We start from the raw sequence: 17,545 nt of genomic DNA, 5'->3' as shown, positions 1-17,545 counted from the left end.
TGCGGCGTGCCCCGCGCCGCAGTCCATTCAGCATTTCAACCCCTGTGCATGAAGGAGAAAGACAATGTCAGACAACCAGATCGTCGATTCCAGCTTTTCCGCCATCATCAATGCGCCGATCGAGAAGGTGGATATTCCCACCTGGTGCTTCACGTTACCGGAGAAAGAGTATCAGGGCTGCTCGCCAGCTCACATCGCTGCCGGCTTCACGACCGCGCCGGATGGCAAGCGTATGTCCATCAACGTCGAAACGATCGGCGGCAGCCTGATGGTGCAGCACTACATCGAGACGCTCGGGGAGAAAGGCCATCTTATCCTCGATTCCGACTCCGACGTCTTCACGCCAACCGGCCGCGTCACCATTCATGTGACCTGGGAAATGAGCGTCAAGGCGATCGACAAGGACCGCTGCGAATTCACCAACCGAGTGCAGTCATTCGCGACACCGGAGATGCTCGCCTCCCTCGATCGGCAGGGCATTCCCTTCGAAATCTTCCGCACGCAGCGCCAGCCGATGTCGATAGCCCACAACAAGGGAGAGACCCCGCTCTTTGCCGCCAGCATCGAGCGCTTCGCCCTTCGCAACCAGCAACCGTCGAAGGCCGCCTGAGGGCGAACGGAGGAAACGATGTCCGAACTCTCCTACGAACACGGCATCACCGGTCTCCTGGTGGTCGATCCGTACAACGACTTCATCTCCGAGGGCGGCAAAATCTGGCCGCGCATCAAGGATGTCGCCGAAGCCAATAACTGCGTCCCGCATATGGAGCAAATCCTCAACGCGGCCCGGCAGGTTAAGCTGCCCGTGTTCTTCGCGATGCATCACCGTTTCCGCGAAGGCGACTACGAGAATTGGAAGTACATCGCGCCGATCCAGAAACTGGCATGGAACCGGCGGACTTTCGAGTACGGAACCTGGGGTGGCGAATTCAGGGCGGAGTTCGTTCCCGCCAAGGGCGAGGTCGTGGCTTCGGAGCACTGGTGCTCCAGCGGCTTTGCCAACACCGACCTCGACAACCAGCTCAAGAGGCGGGGCATTCACAGACTGATCGTCATCGGCCTGATCGCCCACACCTGCATCGAGGCGACTGTCCGCTTTGCGGCAGAGCTTGGATACGACGTGACGGTCGTGAAGGACGCCGTCGCCGACTACTCCGACGAAATGATGCACGCGGCCTTGGAAATCAACATGCCGAACTACGCCAGCGCCATCGTGACGACGGAGGAAATCCTCAAAGCCTTGGCTGCCATGGAGACGGTGGCACCGGCGGCATAGTCAAACGCTCCAGAGGGCGGCTCGACCGCCCTCTGCAACCCCAAAGGGCGGGCGAGCCCGCGACGAAGGAGCAATGTCATGGACACGCATTCTGGACAAAGCATCGACCTTCTCAGGCGCTGCCTCATCGGAACGGCAGCCGCGGCTGTCACGGCCGCTCCCTTAGGGCTTCTGACCGCCGGCAGAGCTACGGCAAGCCCCTTGGCCTTGCCCGAAGTGAAGCCTGGATCGAACACTGCCTTTCCGCCCCTCAAGAAACTTCGCGCCGGATTGCTTGACGTCGCCTACGCCGACGTCGGCCCTTCAGACGGACCACCCGTCTTGCTTCTCCATGGCTGGCCCTACGACATCCACGCCTTCGTCGACGTCGCCCCCTTGCTCGCGTCCAAAGGCTTCCGTGTCATCGTGCCGTACCTTCGTGGCTATGGCGAAACGCGGTTCGTTTCGTCCGACACGATCCGCAACGGGCAGCCGACCGCGCTGGCCGCCGATATTGTCGACTTCATGGACGCTCTCAAGATCGAACAGGCAGTCCTCGGAGGGTTCGACTGGGGTGCGCGCACGGTCAACATCGTTTCGGCGCTATGGCCTGAGCGTGCCAAGGCGACCGTCTCCGTCAGCGGATATCTCATCGGCAGCCAGGAGGCCGGGAAGGCACCGCTGCCGCCAAAGGCCGAGCTTGCCTGGTGGTATCAGTTTTACTTCGCCACCGAACGCGGCCAGTTGGGCTACGACAAATACCGGCACGAGTTCTCGAAGCTCATCTGGCAGCTCGCATCGCCACAATGGCATTTCGACGACGCCACATTCGACCGAAGTGCCACAGCTTTCGAAAACCCCGACCACGTAGCGATCGTGATCCATAATTACCGTTGGCGGCTTGGGCTTGCCCAAGGCGAAGCCCGCTACTCCGCGCTGGAACACAAGCTTGCGTCATTCCCTGCCATCACCGTGCCCACCATTACGTTGGAAGGTGACGCGAATGGCGCGCCTCATCCAGACCCAAGCGCCTACGCGCAGAAATTCACCGGCAGCTACGAGCATCGGCTCATCAAGGGAGGCATAGGTCACAACCTGCCTCAGGAAGCGCCAACCGCATTCGCCCAAGCGATCATCGACGTCGCCGACGCCTGATCAACGAAGCGAACCTCGCCCCTCCGGGCATCCGCAACGAACGTAAACAGGAGTGCGTCATGGACCACAAAGCGAATTCCAAAGTTCTATACACTGCAAAGACCCACGTTACTGGCGGTCGCGAACACGGTGTCGCCCGCAGCTCCGATGGGCGTCTCGACGTCCGGCTGGGCGTTCCGGGGACGGCACGTATCGGCACCAACCCGGAACAGCTATTCGCTGCCGGCTGGTCGGCCTGTTTCGAGAGCGCCATCGGGCTTATCGTTCAGAAGAAGCGCATCACGCTCGGCGGCGATGTGACCATCGACGCAGAGGTCGATCTCAATCTTTCCGACACCGATGGCTATTCGCTGACCGCTCGCCTGAATGTTGGCATCCCTGGTGTGGAGCGCGACGTCGCCCAATCGCTGATCGAAGAGGCGCATCAGATTTGCCCCTATTCGAAGGCTACGCGCGGGAACATCGACGTCACGATCAAGCTCGTCTGATCCCAGGGCAATTGAGAACCTCGCCGCCGAGCGGCCGAACCCAACAAAGGAGTATTGCAATGACTTCCGCGAAAGGTACAGCGCTGATCACGGGTGCTTCCTCCGGCATCGGAGCGATCTACGCCGACAGGCTCGCACGGCGGGGTTTCGACCTTGTCCTAGTGGCAAGGGGCCAAGAAGCCTTGGCCGCCGTCGCCAGAACGATCATCGACGCGACGGGTCGATCGGTCGCGACCGTTCAGGCCGACCTGGGTAGCACCGAGGACCTCCATCGTGTGGAGGCCATCTTGAAAGAAAACTCCGAGATCACAATGCTCGTCAACAATGCCGGCGTTGGCTCTGTCGCACCCTTACTCAAAGCCAACGCAGACGACATGGAGCGGATGTCAACGTCGTGGCATTGACTCGTTTGGTCTATGCGGCTGTCCCCCCTTTCATTGCGCGCAAGGGTGGCACGATCATAAACCTCGCATCCGCTCTCGCCTTGGCACCCGGCATGTTCAATGGCGTTTACGGGGCTTCTAAAGCATTCGTAGTCACACTGACCCAATCATTGGATAAGGAGCTTGCCGGAACTGGTCTTCGCTTCCAGGCAGTGCTTCCTGGCGCGATCGCCACCGAGTTTTGGAAGGCATCGGGAGGATCGTTGGATCATCTGCCCGAGAGGGCCGTGATGCGTGCTGATGACGCCGTAGATGCGGCACTTGCCGGCCTTGACCTCGGCGAGTTGATCACTTTGCCGTCCCTGCCGGATATATCCGAGTGGGAAGCATACGACGCCGCTCGTCGGAACCTGGTCCCCAAGATTTCCTTGAACAAACCGGCGGAGCGCTACCTCACCACCCCTCACGCATGAACGGCCATTTCAGGGCCGCCATTACCGAACATCTGATCGAAAGGACAACGCCATGAAATCGACAGCTATCGTTTTGGCCAGCCGGCCCACCGGTGCACCGGGACCAGAAAATTTCCGGACGGAGGAGATCGAAATTGAAGCGCCGCTTGATGGCGAAGTCTCCCTTCGCGTGCTCTACCTCTCGCTCGACCCGTATATGCGTGGTCGCATGAGCGACGCCAAATCCTACGCCGAGCCAGTGCCTGTCGGCGGCGTCATGGAAGGCGAGACCGTCTGCGAAGTCATGCAGTCGAAGAACCCAGGGTTCAAGGAGGGCGACATTGTACGGGCGATGACAGGCTGGCGTACCCATGCAAACATGGATGCCAGACGCGTCAAGCAGGTGAACACCTACGGAGCGCCAGCCTCTACAGCACTTGGTGTTCTCGGTATGCCAGGTTTCACCGCGTATGGCGGCATGAAGGTAATCGGCCAGCCCAAGTCGGGCGAGACCGTCGTGGTTGCCGCGGCTTCCGGTCCGGTGGGCTCGCTCGTCGGTCAGCTTGCCATGCGTGTCGGGGCTCGAGCGGTCGGTATTGCGGGAGGTCGCGACAAATGCGACTACGTCAAGAACGAACTCGGTTTCGACGCCGTCGTCGACCACCGCTCGCCGGATTTCGCCTCGGAGCTGGCAGGCCTCTGCCCCAAGGGCATTGACGTCTACTTCGAAAACGTAGGCGGCCACGTTTGGGATGCTGTACTTCCGCTGCTGAACCTCTACGCCCGCGTGCCCGTCTGCGGGTTGATCGCTCAGTACAATGGACCTGTTATCGGCGAGCAGGACCGGCTTCCCGCGACGGTGTCGGCGATCCTGCGCCGTAGTCTCCTGTTGAGGGGCTTCATCAACACCGAATTCGTCCCCACGCACTATGAGGCGTTTCAACAGGAGCTCGGTCCGCTCGTGGCCTCGGGTGAGATAAAGTACCGCGAGGATGTAGTTGACGGCCTCGAGAACGCTCCCGAAGCCTTCATCGGAATGCTCAGAGGCAGCAACTTCGGCAAGCTGTTGGTGCGCGTCTCGTAAGGCCGACGCAGCATTCGCGACGGCGACAAAAAGTAATACTTTTTGTCGCGCTCCCCTTAAAACGGGTCATGCTGGTCGCTAGATAACTGCCGCAGACATTCGAGGCGAGAGCAATGTCAGTCTGGCCATGTGCCGAGACGTGCCCGCCGGAGTTTCAAAAGGAAGATATGATGACAGTTACCGGCGACCAGTTCATCGGCGGGCGATCCGTCAGCGGCGCGGGCAAGGAGTTCCATGCGATCGAGGCCGCTACGGGGAATGCCCTCGAACCCGCGTTTCATGGCGGGACAGGCGACGACGTTGAAAAAGCAGCCGCGTTCGCATGGCAAGCCTTTCCAAACTATCGAGAAACCACGCTGGAGAAGCGGGCGGGATTCCTGGAAACAATCGCGGACCAGATCATCGCAATCGGCGATGAGCTGATCGATCGCGCCACTCGCGAAACTGGATTGTCAGCAAGTCACCTCGAAAGAGAACGTACAAGGACAGTCGGCCAGCTAAGGCTCTTTGCCAAGGAGGTTCGGAGGGGTGACTTCCAGGAACTGCGTTTTGATCCAGCTGACCCCAATCGACTACCAGTGCCCAAACCAGACCTTCGTCTTCGCAACGTGGCACTTGGCCCGGTCGCGGTGTTCGGTGCATCCAACTTTCCGCTGGCCTTCTCCGTCGCGGGAGGGGACACAGCATCGGCACTCGCCGCAGGCTGTCCTGTTATCGTGAAGGCGCACCCCGCCCATCCAGGAACGTCGGAACTCGTTGGCCGCGCGGTTCAAAAGGCCGTCGAGCTTGCCGGCCTTCCGGCTGGAACATTTGCGATGCTCCAGGATTCCGGCTTCGAAGTCGGTCAGGCCCTGGTTGCGGACCCACGAATTCGCGCGGTCGGCTTCACCGGTTCTCAGCGTGGCGGCCTCGCGCTCATGAAGATCGCCTCCGAGCGGAAGCAGCCGATTCCTGTCTATGCCGAAATGAGCAGTATCAATCCGGTCATCCTGTTCCCGAACGCGCTTCGAAACCGCGCCGAAGAAATCGGAAAGGCCTTCGTTTCGTCGCTCTCGCTCGGAGCCGGACAGTTCTGCACCAATCCCGGTCTCGTGCTAGCGATCGACGATTCGAACCTCGAGCGGTTCATTGCATCTGCGACGTCTGCGCTCTCGGTGACGCCTGAGCAGACAATGCTCACAGGTGGTATTTGCGAGGCTTACAAGAACGGCGTCGCAAAACTCAGTGGTCATGTCGAGGTAACGAAGCTCTCAACCGGAACGGCCAACGGTTCTCATCAGGTCAGTGCGGCGTTGTTCGAGACGAACGGTGCTGCGTTTCTTTCCCATCACGCTCTGCATGAGGAGGTTTTCGGTGCCTCCAGCCTGATCGTGAGATGCCGAGACGAGAACGAACTCCGTGGGGTATTGGAGGCACTGGAGGGCCAGCTAACTGTCTCGCTGCACGTTGACGATGGTGATCTCGATGCCGCGCGTGTTCTGGTGCCCACCCTCGAAATGCTGGCGGGCCGCATCCTCGTGAATGGCTTCGGAACTGGCGTGGAAGTTTCTCCTGCGATGGTGCATGGTGGCCCATATCCCGCTACATCGGACGGCCGCTCGACCTCTGTGGGCACCTTGGCCATTTATCGTTTTCTTCGGCCAGTCTCTTACCAGGATTTTCCGATCGACCTGCTACCCCCAGCGCTTCGCGCCAGCTTGGAAGTGTAGGTTCGATCTATTTCCGGGGTGTGGCTCCCCGGCAGTAATCAGCGTAGTCGGCTGCGCGGGAGCCATCCCCAGTTTGCAACAAGTAGGTCTGGACGTTCGTCAACCCACAAGCGGACACGAAAAGTGGGTTGATCAACGCTGTATTCAGCCACGCAGACTCCTCATTTTTGCCAAATCGAGCGCCCGAAGGAATACGATGCTGGACCGCGCATGTCTGCATTGGGCCGGCAGCGGCCATGGAGATGAACCTGAACGCTTCACTCAGGCGTTGCTAAGGAACGGCATCACAGCTCGCCCGTTACGAATTGCGCGCGCCCCATTCCAAACGACCAATCGTCGTCAGAATTTTGTACGAATGAAATCATGACGTCTTCTGCCGTGATGCCACAGCGGTCGCTGAGCTCTAAGCAAAGGGTTTCGTAGAATCTGATTTTCTCCTCGCGCGATCGTGGCCGTGAAACGACCTCAAGCAGGACAAAACGGGGTGAGCGTTCGAGACCCAGACCGGTATCCTGCGCGATCATGGTTCGCGCAGTGTGTTGGGTGACAAGCTGATATCTGTCGCGATTGGGTACTCCAAACGAACGAACCATTGCAGCGTGCGACGTATCGAGCAGCGTCGCGATCTCTTCGTCGGACCGACCTTCGTAGATATGAAACTTCAGGAGAGGCATTGAGGCGTCACTTTCAGGTGTTGTAGCTTACCAGCAGGTCCTTGGCGTCGATCTGGTCGCCGGCCTTAACGAGAACTTCGGCGATCGTGCCGTCCTTCTCAGCGTGGATCGCCGTTTCCATCTTCATGGCCTCGATCGATACCAGCACGTCGCCGGCGCTGACCGTCTGACCGGCCAAGACAAAGGTGCGGGAGATGACGCCCGGCATCGGCGCGCCGACATGGGCGGCGTTGCCCGGCTCCGCCTTGCGCCGGGCGGCGGCACCGGTGGCACCGTGGGCGCGATCTTGAACCTTGATGCGCCGCGGCTGGCCATTGAGTTCGAAGAACACCGTGACCATGCCCTGGCTATCCGTGCCGCTCATCGCCTGATTGACGATGACGAGGGTCTTGCCCTTCTCGATATCGGCAAACAGCTCCTCGCCATCGCCGAGACCGTAGAAATAGGCGGGCGTCGGCAGGACTGAGACCGGGCCGTAGGTGTCGGAGGCCAATGCGAAGTCAGTGAAGACCTTCGGATACATCAGGTAAGAAGCGAATTCGGAATCGCTAACCTGGCGCTCAAGCTTGGTCTCGATGACTTTACGCTCCGCATCGAGATCGGCGTCGGCAAGCAATGAACCCGGGCGCACCATGTAGGGTGCGTCACCCTTCAGTGCCTTCTTCTGCAGCGCCTCAGGCCAGCCAGACGGCGGCTGGCCAAGATCGCCCTTCAGCATCGAGACGACCGATTCCGGGAAGGAAACTTCCTTGTCGGTGCTGACGACGTCAGCAACTGTCAGGTCCTGCGACACCATCATCAGCGCCATGTCGCCGACGACCTTGGAAGACGGCGTCACCTTGACGATATCACCGAACATCTGGTTGGCGTCGGCATAGGCCTGCGCCACTTCGTGCCAGCGGGTTTCGAGGCCGAGCGAACGAGCCTGTTCTTTGAGATTGGTGAACTGACCGCCCGGCATCTCGTGCAGATAGACTTCTGAAGCCGGTCCCTTGAGATCGCTTTCAAAGGCTGCGTACTGATGGCGCACCGCTTCCCAGTAGAAGGAGATGCGGCGAATCCATTCCGGATCGAGACCCGGATCACGCTCGGAACCGCGCAGCGCTTCGACGATCGAGCCAAGGCAGGGTTGCGAGGTGTTTCCGGCGAGAGCATCAATTGCCGCATCGACTGCATCGACACCGGCGTCGACGGCGGCGAGAACGGTCGCAGCCGCAATGCCCGAGGTATCATGCGTGTGGAAGTGGATCGGCAGGCCGGTGGCCTCGCGCAGCGCCTTGAACAACACTCTGGCGGCCGCGGGCTTCAAGAGGCCCGCCATGTCCTTCAGTGCGATGATATGCGCACCCGCCTTTTCCAGTTGCACCGCGAGATCGGTGTAGTACTTCAGGTCATACTTCGGACGCGCCGAATTCAGGATATCGCCGGTATAGCAGATCGCCGCTTCGCAGAGCTTGTTCTCTTCCGCCACCGCATCCATCGACACGCGCATGTTTTCGACCCAGTTCAGGCAGTCGAAAACACGGAAAAGATCGATACCGACTGATGCAGCCTGGCGGACGAAGTATCTGACGACGTTATCAGGATAGTTCTTGTAGCCGACGCCGTTCGCTCCGCGCAGCAACATCTGCAGCAGCAGGTTCGGAGCTGCCTCGCGCACCTTCGTCAACCGTTCCCACGGGTCCTCTGACAGAAAGCGCATGGAGACATCGAACGTTGCTCCACCCCAGCATTCCAGCGAGAGCAGGTTTGGCAGCGCGTGGGCATAGGTGCCGGCGATGCGGGCGATATCGTAGGTACGCATGCGGGTGGCGAGCAGCGACTGATGGCCATCACGCATCGTCGTGTCGGTCATCAGAACGCGCTTTTCGTTGCGCATCCACTCGCCGAACTTCGTTGGGCCAAGCTTGTCGAGCAGCTGCTTCGTACCGCCAGGAACGAGCCTGCCATCGACATGGGGAACGACAGGTACAGCAGAGTCCTGCGACGGCCGAGGGCGATCTCTCGCTTCTGGGTGGCCGTTGACGGTGACGTCGGCCAAATAGGTCAGGAGCTTTGTGGCGCGGTCCTGACGCTTGACCTGTTCGAAGAGCTCCGGCGTCGTATCGATGAAGCGCGTCGTGTAGCTGTTATCCTTGAACTTCGAATGCGCGATGATCGCTTCCAGGAACGTCAGGTTGGTAGCGACGCCGCGGATACGGAACTCGCGCAGCGCGCGGTCCATGCGCGAGATTGCCTCCCCAGGTGAGGGAGCCCAAGCCGTCACTTTCACCAACAGTGGATCGTAATAGCGGGTGATCACTGCGCCACTGTAAGAAGTGCCGCCATCGAGGCGGACACCGAAACCCGACGCTGAACGATAAGCTGTGATGCGACCGTAATCGGGAATGAAGTTGTGTTCCGGGTCCTCGGTCGTGATACGGCACTGCAAGGCATGTCCATTCAGCCTAATGTCTTCTTGCTTCGGAACGCCGGACTGATCCGTCCCAATGGTCGCTCCATTGAGAATGTGAATCTGCGCCTTGACGATATCGATGCCGGTGACGACTTCGGTGACCGTGTGCTCGACCTGGATGCGCGGATTGACCTCGATGAAGTAGAATTTGCTGGTATCGGCATCCATCAGATACTCGACCGTGCCCGCCCCGATGTAGCCGGTCGCTTCGGCTATTTTCACCGAATGGGCAGCTAGTTCTCGGCGCTGCTCCCATGAGAGATACGGTGCCGGTGCTCGCTCGACAACCTTCTGGTTGCGGCGCTGGATCGAGCAGTCGCGCTCGAACAGGTGCACGACATTGCCATGCGTGTCGCCAAGAACCTGGCTCTCGACATGGCGGGCGCGCTCGACGAGCTTTTCCAGATAGACCTCGTCCTTGCCGAAGGCGGCCATCGCCTCGCGCTTGGCTTCGATAACTTCGCGGGCAAGGTCCTTCGGATCGCGGATGGCGCGCATACCGCGACCACCACCGCCCCAGGAAGCCTTCAGCATGACGGGATAGCCGATCTCTTCGGCCATCCGTGAGACTTCAGCCATATCATCAGGCAGCGGATCGGTCGCCGGGACGACGGGAACGCCAATTGAGATGGCCAAATTACGCGCCGCGACCTTGTTGCCGAGTTGCCGCATCGTGTCGGCTCGCGGGCCAATGAAGATGATGCCGGCCTTGTCGCAGGCGTCGACGAATTCCGGGCTCTCCGACAACAGGCCGTAACCGGGATGGATCGCATCAGCGCCGGAGAGCTTGGCAACCCGGATCACTTCGTCGATCGATAGATAGCTTTCGATAGGGCCCAGATCACGAGCAAGATGCGGGCCACGCCCGACCTGGTAGCTCTCGTCCGCCTTGAAGCGGTGCAGCGCCAGTTTGTCTTCCTCAGCCCATATCGCAACCGTTTTTATCCCGAGCTCGTTTGCCGCTCGGAAAACCCGGATCGCGATCTCGGATCGGTTTGCAACGAGTATCTTTCTGATGGTCATCCAAAGTCCGTCCAATGCATGGCAGGGCGATGGCGGGCCGTTTACAATTTTAAATGCTTATTGTCAAATGGCGCAATAAAAATTGCACAACGAGAGATTTGGTGGAGTGCAAAAATTGTTGCGCAGTAATCAGTTTGGCAATAAATCTTTCTTTGGAGTTATTGGAGGATAGGATGGGATCGGAAAATCAAGGCTCATTGGGCTTTCCCCCGGCGAAAAGACGTCTCAGGCTTGGCGTTGTCGGAGGAGGTCAAGGAAGTTTCATCGGCAGGGTGCACGCCCGTGGCGCGAGGGTTTCAAACCGCTGGGACGTCGTAGCGGGCGCACTTTCCTCCCGGCCGGATGTTGCTCTGCAATCCGGCCGCGAATGGCTGCTCAATCAGGATCGAATTTATTCCGATTACAGGGAAATGGCTGCCAAGGAAGCAGAGCGTGATGACGGCATAGACGCTGTCGCGATCACCACGCCAAACAATACGCACTACGACATAGCCTGCGCCTTTATGGCAAAAGGCATTGATGTCATCAGTGACAAGCCCCTCACTACCAATCTCGAGGATGCGCTTGATCTCGTCCGTCGTCAGAAGGACACCGGCCTTATCTTTGGTGTCACTTACGCCTACGCGGCGCATTCTATGGTTCGCCAAGCGCGTGCAATGATCCGCCAAGGACTTCTCGGTAGAATCCGTCAGGTACATGTCGAGTACTTTCAGGAATGGGCAATGGTTCCGCCGGATCAAGCAGGGGCCGGGGCAGCTTGGCGAGTAAAGCCGGAGCTTGTCGGTCGAGCGTTTACAACGGGTGACATCGGTACCCACTGCCATCACATGGGTACCTTCGTGACGGGCCTCGAAATGGAAACGGTTCGAGCGGAATTTCACACGCTGGGTCCAGATAAACCGCTGGAGGATACCGCCTTCATGCATGTGCGCTACGTCGGTGGGGTGCCAGGGACGATCATGATTTCGCAGGTCGCCGCAGGAACGCATTGCGGATTTCAGATCAGGGTCTTTGGCGATAAGGCGAGCCTGGAATGGAACCAGGAGAATCCCGAGTATCTCCATTACAAGCCGTTCAACGCTCCGGCGCAGATGTTGTCGCGCGGCGAAGGCGCTGGGATAGATGTCTCGGCCGCACGGTTCGTCCATATGCCCCGCGGACATCCTGAAGCTCTCTCCGACGCCTGGGGGAATCTCTACGAGGAGTTTGCAATCGCAATTGAGGCCCGCCGGACTGGTTCTGAACTTCCGGAAGGAATGTTGGAATACCCTGACGTTTGGGACGGAGCGCTCGGGGTCAAGTTCATTGAGGCCGCGTCGGACTCCGCTCAATCCGGCGGTGAGTGGAAATCCTGCGTAATATAAGCTGCTTGCAATTAAATACGGAAATTTTGTTGACACGAAGCAAAAACTGCAACTAATGTTGCGTGTAGCATTAGATAGCGTCAAGCGGGAGGAGCGGTCTTGACAGAAGAGTTAACCCTCTAGCCGCAAGGCGCGCTGTTTCCCGCCGGCCTTTGTGCGGCGGCAGACCTAAAGTCCCATTTCACCGAGCCGTGCCCTGGTAATGCCAGGATCGACCCATCGTGACCAAACACCGGTGAGGGGTGCAATCAATCGTTGGAAGTAAGTGCCAACGTCCGAGGGACGGTGGGAGGAGAGGTTTTGACCGCAATAGATTCGAACAAAGACATTCTTCTGCAAGCCAGGGGAATATCCAAATATTTCGGCGCGATTACTGCGCTTTCCAACATCAACTTTCATGTTGGGGAGGGTGAGGTCCTTGGTGTTGTCGGCGACAACGGTGCGGGTAAATCCACGTTGATGAAAATCCTGTCTGGCCTCTACGCGCCGAGCGAGGGCGAGCTGGTCTTCCAGGGCAAGAGTGTCCACTTCAGCAGCCCCAAGGAGGCCAGAAAGCTCGGGATCGAAATGGTCTACCAGGATTTCGCGCTGGCCGGGAACATGCCGATCTATGAGAACATTTATCTGGGGCGCGAACCTGGTCCCAAAGTCGGTCCGTTGAGAATAGTCGACCATTCGAGAGCCCGGCAGATGGCTGCCGACCATTTGGACAAGCTGAAAATCCACGTCAAATCGATCGATCAGAACACCGAGAATCTAAGTGGTGGTCAGCGCCAAGCGGTCGCAATTGCACGGGCCACCGCTTTCGACGCAAAGCTCGTCATCATGGACGAGCCGACAGCCGCGCTTGCGATCAAGGAAGTCGGCAAAGTCTTGGACCTCATACGGTCTCTGAAGGAACACGGCGTCGCGGTGATCATCATCTCACACCGAATGGACGACATCTTTTACTGCTGCGACCGCGTCATCGCGCTCTTTCAGGGCACCAATTTCGCCGAGTCGAGGCTCGCCGATACGAACCGAAATGAAGTCATCGGCTGGATCATGGGCACAAAAGGCCATTCAGCACAGCTCGCCCACGACCAGGTGAAATGATGTTCTATCATCCCAAGCTTTCTAAACATCTTGAGACCTACGGAATTATTGCTGTCGTCGTGGTGATGATGCTCGTATTGGCACTCATCAAGCCTGACGTGTTTCTCTCAGCTGAGAACCTGTCTAACATTATCAAGCAAAACGCGTCATTGGCCCTTTTGGCACTCGGTATGCTCGTCGTGATCATTACCGGTGGTATTGACCTCTCAGTCGGTTCCACCATGGCCCTTGGGATGGTCTGCATCGCTCTTGCCGGCCAAGCTGGTGTTCCGTGGGAGCTATGCCTGCTTGTTGGGCCGCTCGTGGGCTTGGCAGTTGGTTGGATCAATGGCGCGGGCCTAACATGGCTGACGCTACCTCATCCATTCATCATGACACTTGGGACGCTGAATATTGCCCGAGGGCTGACCTACCTCATTACCGGTGGTGCGCCCGTCACCGGCCTGGCTCCGGAAACGCGCTTCCTTGGTTTGAAGTACTGGACGCTCGGTCTGTTCGATCCACCGGCCGGTATCCCCGTCAGTCTGGTTGTTGTGGCGGTCTGCGCTGTCTGCCTCTGGCTGTTCCTCAGGTTCACGTCAACGGGTCGCCACATTTTCGCGATCGGCGGCAATCCGCATGCGGCGCGTGTGTCCGGCGTCAACGTCGATCGCGTCCTGATCATCGTCTACATGATCTGCGGCTTTTTCGCAGGGCTGGCAGGATTGCTCCTTGTTGGCCGCACCGGAAGCGGTTTTCCCAACGCAGGTATTGGCATCGAGTTGGACGCAATCGCGGCCGTGATCATCGGCGGGGCTTCGTTTTTCGGAGGTAGGGGAAGCGTTCTTGGCGTTCTGGCAGGTGTCCTCATCATGGGCCTCCTACGCAATGGCCTGAACATCAACAACGTGAGCGCCTTCTGGCAGATGATCCTGATCGGCATCGTCATTATCGCCGCCGTCTACATTGACGTCCTTCGACGGAAGGCCGCGGTCAGAGCTTAAAGCCAATTCCGACGCGTCCCGTCTCTGCGCGCTCGGTGGATTTCCAGAGACGATCCAATCGGGAGGATTGACAATGAAAACTGTGCTTCTGTCGAGCGTCGCCTTTGCAATGATGATGGGGACCGCGATGGCGGATACCTATGTCGTGAGCATGAAGGGTCCGGCTGCCGGTAATCCTTACTGGGCTGCCTTTGAAAAGGGCGCAAAGGAAAAGGGTAAGGAACTGGGCGTGGAGGTTCTCGTCGTCGCGCCGCCTAGCGAAACAGACATTCAGGCCCAGATCAGTCAAATCGAGGACCTGATTGCCCAGAAGGTTTCGGGCATTGCTCTCGCGCCGACCGACCCCGCCGCACTCGGGCCAGTCGTGGATCAAGCGAAAGAAGCTGGCGTCAACGTGGTGTTCGTCGACGGCGCTGGTTCGAACAAGGACGTTCCGTTTGTCGGCACCGACAATCTTGCGGGGGGCAAGCTGGCCGGCGAGTTTATGTGCAAAAAGCTTGAGAAAGGCTCGGACGTCGCGATCTTGCAAGGCGTTATGACGACGACGAACGGGGCAGACCGCTACAACGGGGCGAAAGAAGCCCTTGAGGCATGCGGCATGAAAATCGTTTCAGCTCAACCTGCCGACTGGGACCGAGCAAAGGGCCTCTCCGTGACGGAGTCGATCCTCAGCGGCAATCCGAAACTCAAGGGCATCTTCGGTTCCAACGACAACATGGCACTTGGTGCTGTCGAAGCTCTGAAGGCTGCAGCGAAGTTGGATAAGGTTATGGTCGTCGGTTACGACGCAAATCCCGACGCAGCAAACTCGATCCTCGCCGGGGAAATGACTGCATCGGTCGCGCAGGCTCCGGCGAAGATGGCTGGCCTGGGCATACAGACCCTTGTCGACCTCAAGGCCGGCAAGAAGGTCGAGATGGTCACAGACCCTGGCACGGTGCTGGTCACCAAAGAAAATGCCAACGACTACAAATAAGGCATAGGGTTTCGCCTCCCAAGGCACCTGCGGCGCTCCCGGTCTATGGGCCGGGAGCGTCGTTCCAAGCTAGAGCATCGTTAATTGCAAAAAATCTTGACACGCAATTAATATTGCTTATTGCTTTGAGTCACATTTTCTATGGCAGGCGCGTCGTTAAGGGTGCGTAGGAGGAGGATACATGTACGACACTTTTGGTCTGTTCATCGATGGAAGCTGGTCGGGTAAACCAACCGGCGCGTCGACTGAGATCACCGATCCTGCGACCAACGAGGTCCTCGGCGTTGTGCCCGCGGCTTCGGTAGAGGATACACACGCGGCGATTGCTGCGGCTGAACGCGCGTTCCAAAAGTGGAGAGCGACAGCTGCTTGGACCCGCGCCGATCTGCTCCATAAAGTGGCAGACGTTATGGCGGCACGTGCCAGCGAAGCTGCTCGCCAGATCACGTTGGAGACCGGAAAGCCACTGGTCCAAGCCGGGCGCGAGTGGGGATTGGCGGTTGATCAATTCCGCTGGTACGCCGAGGAAGCCCGCCGCATATACGGGCGCGTGGTAGAAAGTCGCGTTCCCGGCGGACGCTTTGAGATCAGTCATGAGCCTGTCGGCGTTGTCGCTGCGTTCACCGCATGGAACTTCCCAGCCGCGTTGATTGCGCGCAAGGTGGCTCCCGCCTTGGCGGCGGGCTGCTCCGTCATCGTCCGCCCATCGGTCGAAGTACCCGGTGTTGCGATGATCATGTTCGATTGCATCCGCGAGGCTGGTGTACCCGCCGGGGTGGCGAATCTGCTGATCGGCCCGACGTCCAACACTTACAAGCCCATCATGGCGTCCAGCGTCGTCCGGAAGGTCTCGCTTACCGGATCGACGAACGTCGGACAGCAGATGATCCGCGACAGCGCCGAAACGGTGAAGCGGGTGAGCATGGAGCTCGGCGGCAATGCGCCGATGATCGTCTTTGATGACGCGGACCTTGAAAAGACCCTCGATCTAGCGGTCGCGACGAAATACGCAAACGCTGGCCAGGTATGTGTGACCCCGGATCGCTTCTACGTGCATGAATCCCTGCATGACCAGTTCGTCGAAGGGTTCGCGCGTCGTGCTGGCGCGCTGAAGCTCGGCAATGGTCTGAAAGAGGATACTCAGATGGGCCCGCTGATCAATCAGCGTCGGTTGTCTGCGATTGAGGCGATCGTAGAAGACGCCCGCTCCCGCGGGGCCAAGATCGTCACCGGCGGCAAGCGTCCTGCCGAGATGAATACCGGGTTCTTCTTCGAGCCCACGGTTATTTCCGGTCTCGCGGATGACGGTCTGGCGTTGGCGGAAGAAAACTTTGGTCCTATCGCCGCGATCACGCCATTCTCCCGACAGGACGAGGTCTTTGAGCGAGCAAATGCCTCTGAAATGGGGCTCTCGGCCTACGTCTTCACCAGAGACCAAGGCCGCGCTCGCGAGGCTGTTGAGACGCTCGCTGCGGGTATGGTCGGGGTCAACAGCTTTGCGCTGGCGGCGGCGGAGGCCCCGTTCGGCGGTATCAAGGCAAGTGGTATGGGCCGTGAAGGTGGCGTCGAGGGCATTCTCGACTATTCCAACGTCAAGCTGGCCCAAATGGTCATCTAAGGTAGTCAAACATGATCAACAACGGAATTAAACGCCTCTGGGCGGATGGGAAACCTGTGCTCAATGGTTGGCTATCAATTGCCAATTCATTCAGCGCCGAGATCATGGCTGCACAGGGCTATGACTCTATCACAATCGACATGCAGCACGGGATCGTCGGATATGACGGCGCTGTGCCGATGTTGCAAGCGATGCGCGCAAGCGGCGTCACTCCTATGGTTCGCGTCCCCTGGCTCGACCCGGCCGACATCATGAAGGCTTTGGACGCAGGCGCGTATGGGGTCATCTGCCCGATGATCAACACGCGAGCCGAAGCCGAGCAGCTTGTCTCCTACGTTCGATATCCACCAAATGGTGTTCGTAGTTTCGGTCCAAGCCGTGCGCTTTTTTCCGCGGGGGCCGGCTATGCCAACGAGGCGGACGACGAAATGATCTGCCTTGCCATGATCGAGACGGCTCAGGCGTTTGAGAATCTCGAAGATATCTTGGCGACGCCCGGCCTGGACGGCGTCTATATCGGACCTGCCGATCTCACGCTTGGCTTGCAGGGGCGCAAGTACGCTCCCGGCTTCGACAGACGGGAGCCGGAAATGATCGATGCGATCAAACACATTCTTGAACGCGCCCACAAGGCAGGGAAGCGAGCTGCTCTTCACAACGGCACTGCAGATTACGCTGCCGAGGCGGTGAGCTGGGGCTTCGATCTTGTGACCGTGTCCAACGATGTCCGCCTGCTGGCTGGTGCAGCTGAGACAAGTGTCAAAAAATTCCGTGAGCTTACCGGGAGCGATGCCGCGAAGTCCGATGCCGCCGCCAAGGGAGGCTACTGAC

General features: G+C 58.9%; 14 protein-coding genes and 1 pseudogene. 13 read left to right on the top strand and 2 right to left on the bottom strand.

Annotated features, from left to right (window positions below; translation table 11 throughout):
* The first annotated feature begins 64 nt into the window (after positions 1-64).
* From FZ934_RS24850 to FZ934_RS24820, 7 genes and pseudogenes are all read left to right on the top strand, one after another.
* Positions 65-610 carry a hypothetical protein gene (locus FZ934_RS24850; RefSeq protein WP_153273471.1) on the top strand — a complete coding sequence of 182 codons (546 nt, stop codon included), beginning with the start codon at positions 65-67 and terminating at the stop codon, positions 608-610.
* A gap of 18 nt (positions 611-628) precedes the next feature.
* Entirely contained in the window at positions 629-1,276 is a 648-nt protein-coding gene (locus FZ934_RS24845; RefSeq protein WP_153273470.1) for an isochorismatase family cysteine hydrolase, read from the top strand.
* Between the two features lie 78 nt (positions 1,277-1,354).
* Positions 1,355-2,410, top strand: a complete 1,056-nt coding sequence (locus FZ934_RS24840) for an alpha/beta fold hydrolase (RefSeq protein WP_153273469.1) — start codon at positions 1,355-1,357, stop codon at positions 2,408-2,410.
* Between the two features lie 59 nt (positions 2,411-2,469).
* The gene (locus tag FZ934_RS24835) at positions 2,470-2,898 is read left to right on the top strand and encodes an organic hydroperoxide resistance protein (protein ID WP_153273468.1); all 429 of its coding nucleotides are present in this window, start codon (positions 2,470-2,472) and stop codon (positions 2,896-2,898) included.
* Between the two features lie 59 nt (positions 2,899-2,957).
* A pseudogene (locus tag FZ934_RS24830) lies at positions 2,958-3,754 on the top strand (SDR family NAD(P)-dependent oxidoreductase).
* Between the two features lie 52 nt (positions 3,755-3,806).
* A complete protein-coding gene (locus tag FZ934_RS24825) occupies positions 3,807-4,817 on the top strand; it encodes an NADP-dependent oxidoreductase (RefSeq protein WP_153273467.1) in 1,011 nt (336 codons plus the stop codon).
* A gap of 170 nt (positions 4,818-4,987) precedes the next feature.
* A complete protein-coding gene (locus FZ934_RS24820; RefSeq protein WP_153274032.1) occupies positions 4,988-6,526 on the top strand; it encodes an aldehyde dehydrogenase (NADP(+)) in 1,539 nt (512 codons plus the stop codon).
* 284 nt (positions 6,527-6,810) lie between these two features.
* Here the strand turns inward: FZ934_RS24820 and FZ934_RS24815 are convergent, their stop codons facing one another.
* Together FZ934_RS24815 and pyc are read right to left on the bottom strand one after the other, a co-directional pair.
* Positions 6,811-7,200, bottom strand: coding sequence for a tautomerase family protein (locus tag FZ934_RS24815; protein WP_153273466.1), 390 nt, complete (start codon positions 7,198-7,200; stop codon positions 6,811-6,813).
* 13 nt (positions 7,201-7,213) lie between these two features.
* Positions 7,214-10,678 carry a pyruvate carboxylase gene (pyc, locus tag FZ934_RS24810; protein WP_153273465.1) on the bottom strand — a complete coding sequence of 1,155 codons (3,465 nt, stop codon included), beginning with the start codon at positions 10,676-10,678 and terminating at the stop codon, positions 7,214-7,216.
* Between the two features lie 173 nt (positions 10,679-10,851).
* Between pyc and FZ934_RS24805 the strand changes: the two genes are divergently transcribed.
* The 6 genes from FZ934_RS24805 to FZ934_RS24780 all read left to right on the top strand — a co-directional run bounded on the left by FZ934_RS24805 (position 10,852) and on the right by FZ934_RS24780 (position 17,544).
* Positions 10,852-12,042, top strand: coding sequence for a Gfo/Idh/MocA family protein (locus tag FZ934_RS24805; protein WP_153273464.1), 1,191 nt, complete (start codon positions 10,852-10,854; stop codon positions 12,040-12,042).
* Between the two features lie 300 nt (positions 12,043-12,342).
* Positions 12,343-13,137, top strand: a complete 795-nt coding sequence (locus FZ934_RS24800) for an ATP-binding cassette domain-containing protein (RefSeq protein WP_348649100.1) — start codon at positions 12,343-12,345, stop codon at positions 13,135-13,137.
* Complete coding sequence (locus FZ934_RS24795) at positions 13,137-14,120, top strand: ABC transporter permease (protein WP_153274030.1); 984 nt, start codon at positions 13,137-13,139, stop codon at positions 14,118-14,120. The genes FZ934_RS24800 and FZ934_RS24795 overlap by 1 nt, the downstream gene beginning before the upstream one ends.
* Positions 14,121-14,193: 73 nt before the next feature.
* Positions 14,194-15,096 (top strand): sugar ABC transporter substrate-binding protein, encoded by a 903-nt coding sequence (locus tag FZ934_RS24790; RefSeq protein WP_153273463.1) that lies wholly within the window; start codon positions 14,194-14,196, stop codon positions 15,094-15,096.
* A gap of 181 nt (positions 15,097-15,277) precedes the next feature.
* Positions 15,278-16,714 (top strand): NAD-dependent succinate-semialdehyde dehydrogenase, encoded by a 1,437-nt coding sequence (locus FZ934_RS24785; RefSeq protein ID WP_153273462.1) that lies wholly within the window; start codon positions 15,278-15,280, stop codon positions 16,712-16,714.
* 11 nt (positions 16,715-16,725) lie between these two features.
* Positions 16,726-17,544: an HpcH/HpaI aldolase family protein gene (locus tag FZ934_RS24780; protein ID WP_153273461.1), complete on the top strand. Its 819-nt coding sequence runs from the start codon at positions 16,726-16,728 to the stop codon at positions 17,542-17,544.
* The last annotated feature ends 1 nt before the right edge of the window (position 17,545 follow it).

Source organism: Rhizobium grahamii (genome assembly GCF_009498215.1).
GTDB lineage: Bacteria > Pseudomonadota > Alphaproteobacteria > Rhizobiales > Rhizobiaceae > Rhizobium > Rhizobium grahamii_A.
The sequence above is the reverse complement of the archived record's forward strand: the minus strand, read 5'-3'. Positions and strand labels throughout refer to the sequence as shown.

Coding starts and splice junctions, on each gene's coding strand:
- FZ934_RS24850 (WP_153273471.1), top strand. CDS start 65: ATGTCAGACAACCAGATCGTCGATTCCAGCTTTTCCGCCATCATCAAT.
- FZ934_RS24845 (WP_153273470.1), top strand. CDS start 629: ATGTCCGAACTCTCCTACGAACACGGCATCACCGGTCTCCTGGTGGTC.
- FZ934_RS24840 (WP_153273469.1), top strand. CDS start 1,355: ATGGACACGCATTCTGGACAAAGCATCGACCTTCTCAGGCGCTGCCTC.
- FZ934_RS24835 (WP_153273468.1), top strand. CDS start 2,470: ATGGACCACAAAGCGAATTCCAAAGTTCTATACACTGCAAAGACCCAC.
- FZ934_RS24825 (WP_153273467.1), top strand. CDS start 3,807: ATGAAATCGACAGCTATCGTTTTGGCCAGCCGGCCCACCGGTGCACCG.
- FZ934_RS24820 (WP_153274032.1), top strand. CDS start 4,988: ATGACAGTTACCGGCGACCAGTTCATCGGCGGGCGATCCGTCAGCGGC.
- FZ934_RS24815 (WP_153273466.1), bottom strand. CDS start 7,200: ATGCCTCTCCTGAAGTTTCATATCTACGAAGGTCGGTCCGACGAAGAG.
- pyc (WP_153273465.1), bottom strand. CDS start 10,678: ATGACCATCAGAAAGATACTCGTTGCAAACCGATCCGAGATCGCGATC.
- FZ934_RS24805 (WP_153273464.1), top strand. CDS start 10,852: ATGGGATCGGAAAATCAAGGCTCATTGGGCTTTCCCCCGGCGAAAAGA.
- FZ934_RS24795 (WP_153274030.1), top strand. CDS start 13,137: ATGTTCTATCATCCCAAGCTTTCTAAACATCTTGAGACCTACGGAATT.
- FZ934_RS24790 (WP_153273463.1), top strand. CDS start 14,194: ATGAAAACTGTGCTTCTGTCGAGCGTCGCCTTTGCAATGATGATGGGG.
- FZ934_RS24785 (WP_153273462.1), top strand. CDS start 15,278: ATGTACGACACTTTTGGTCTGTTCATCGATGGAAGCTGGTCGGGTAAA.
- FZ934_RS24780 (WP_153273461.1), top strand. CDS start 16,726: ATGATCAACAACGGAATTAAACGCCTCTGGGCGGATGGGAAACCTGTG.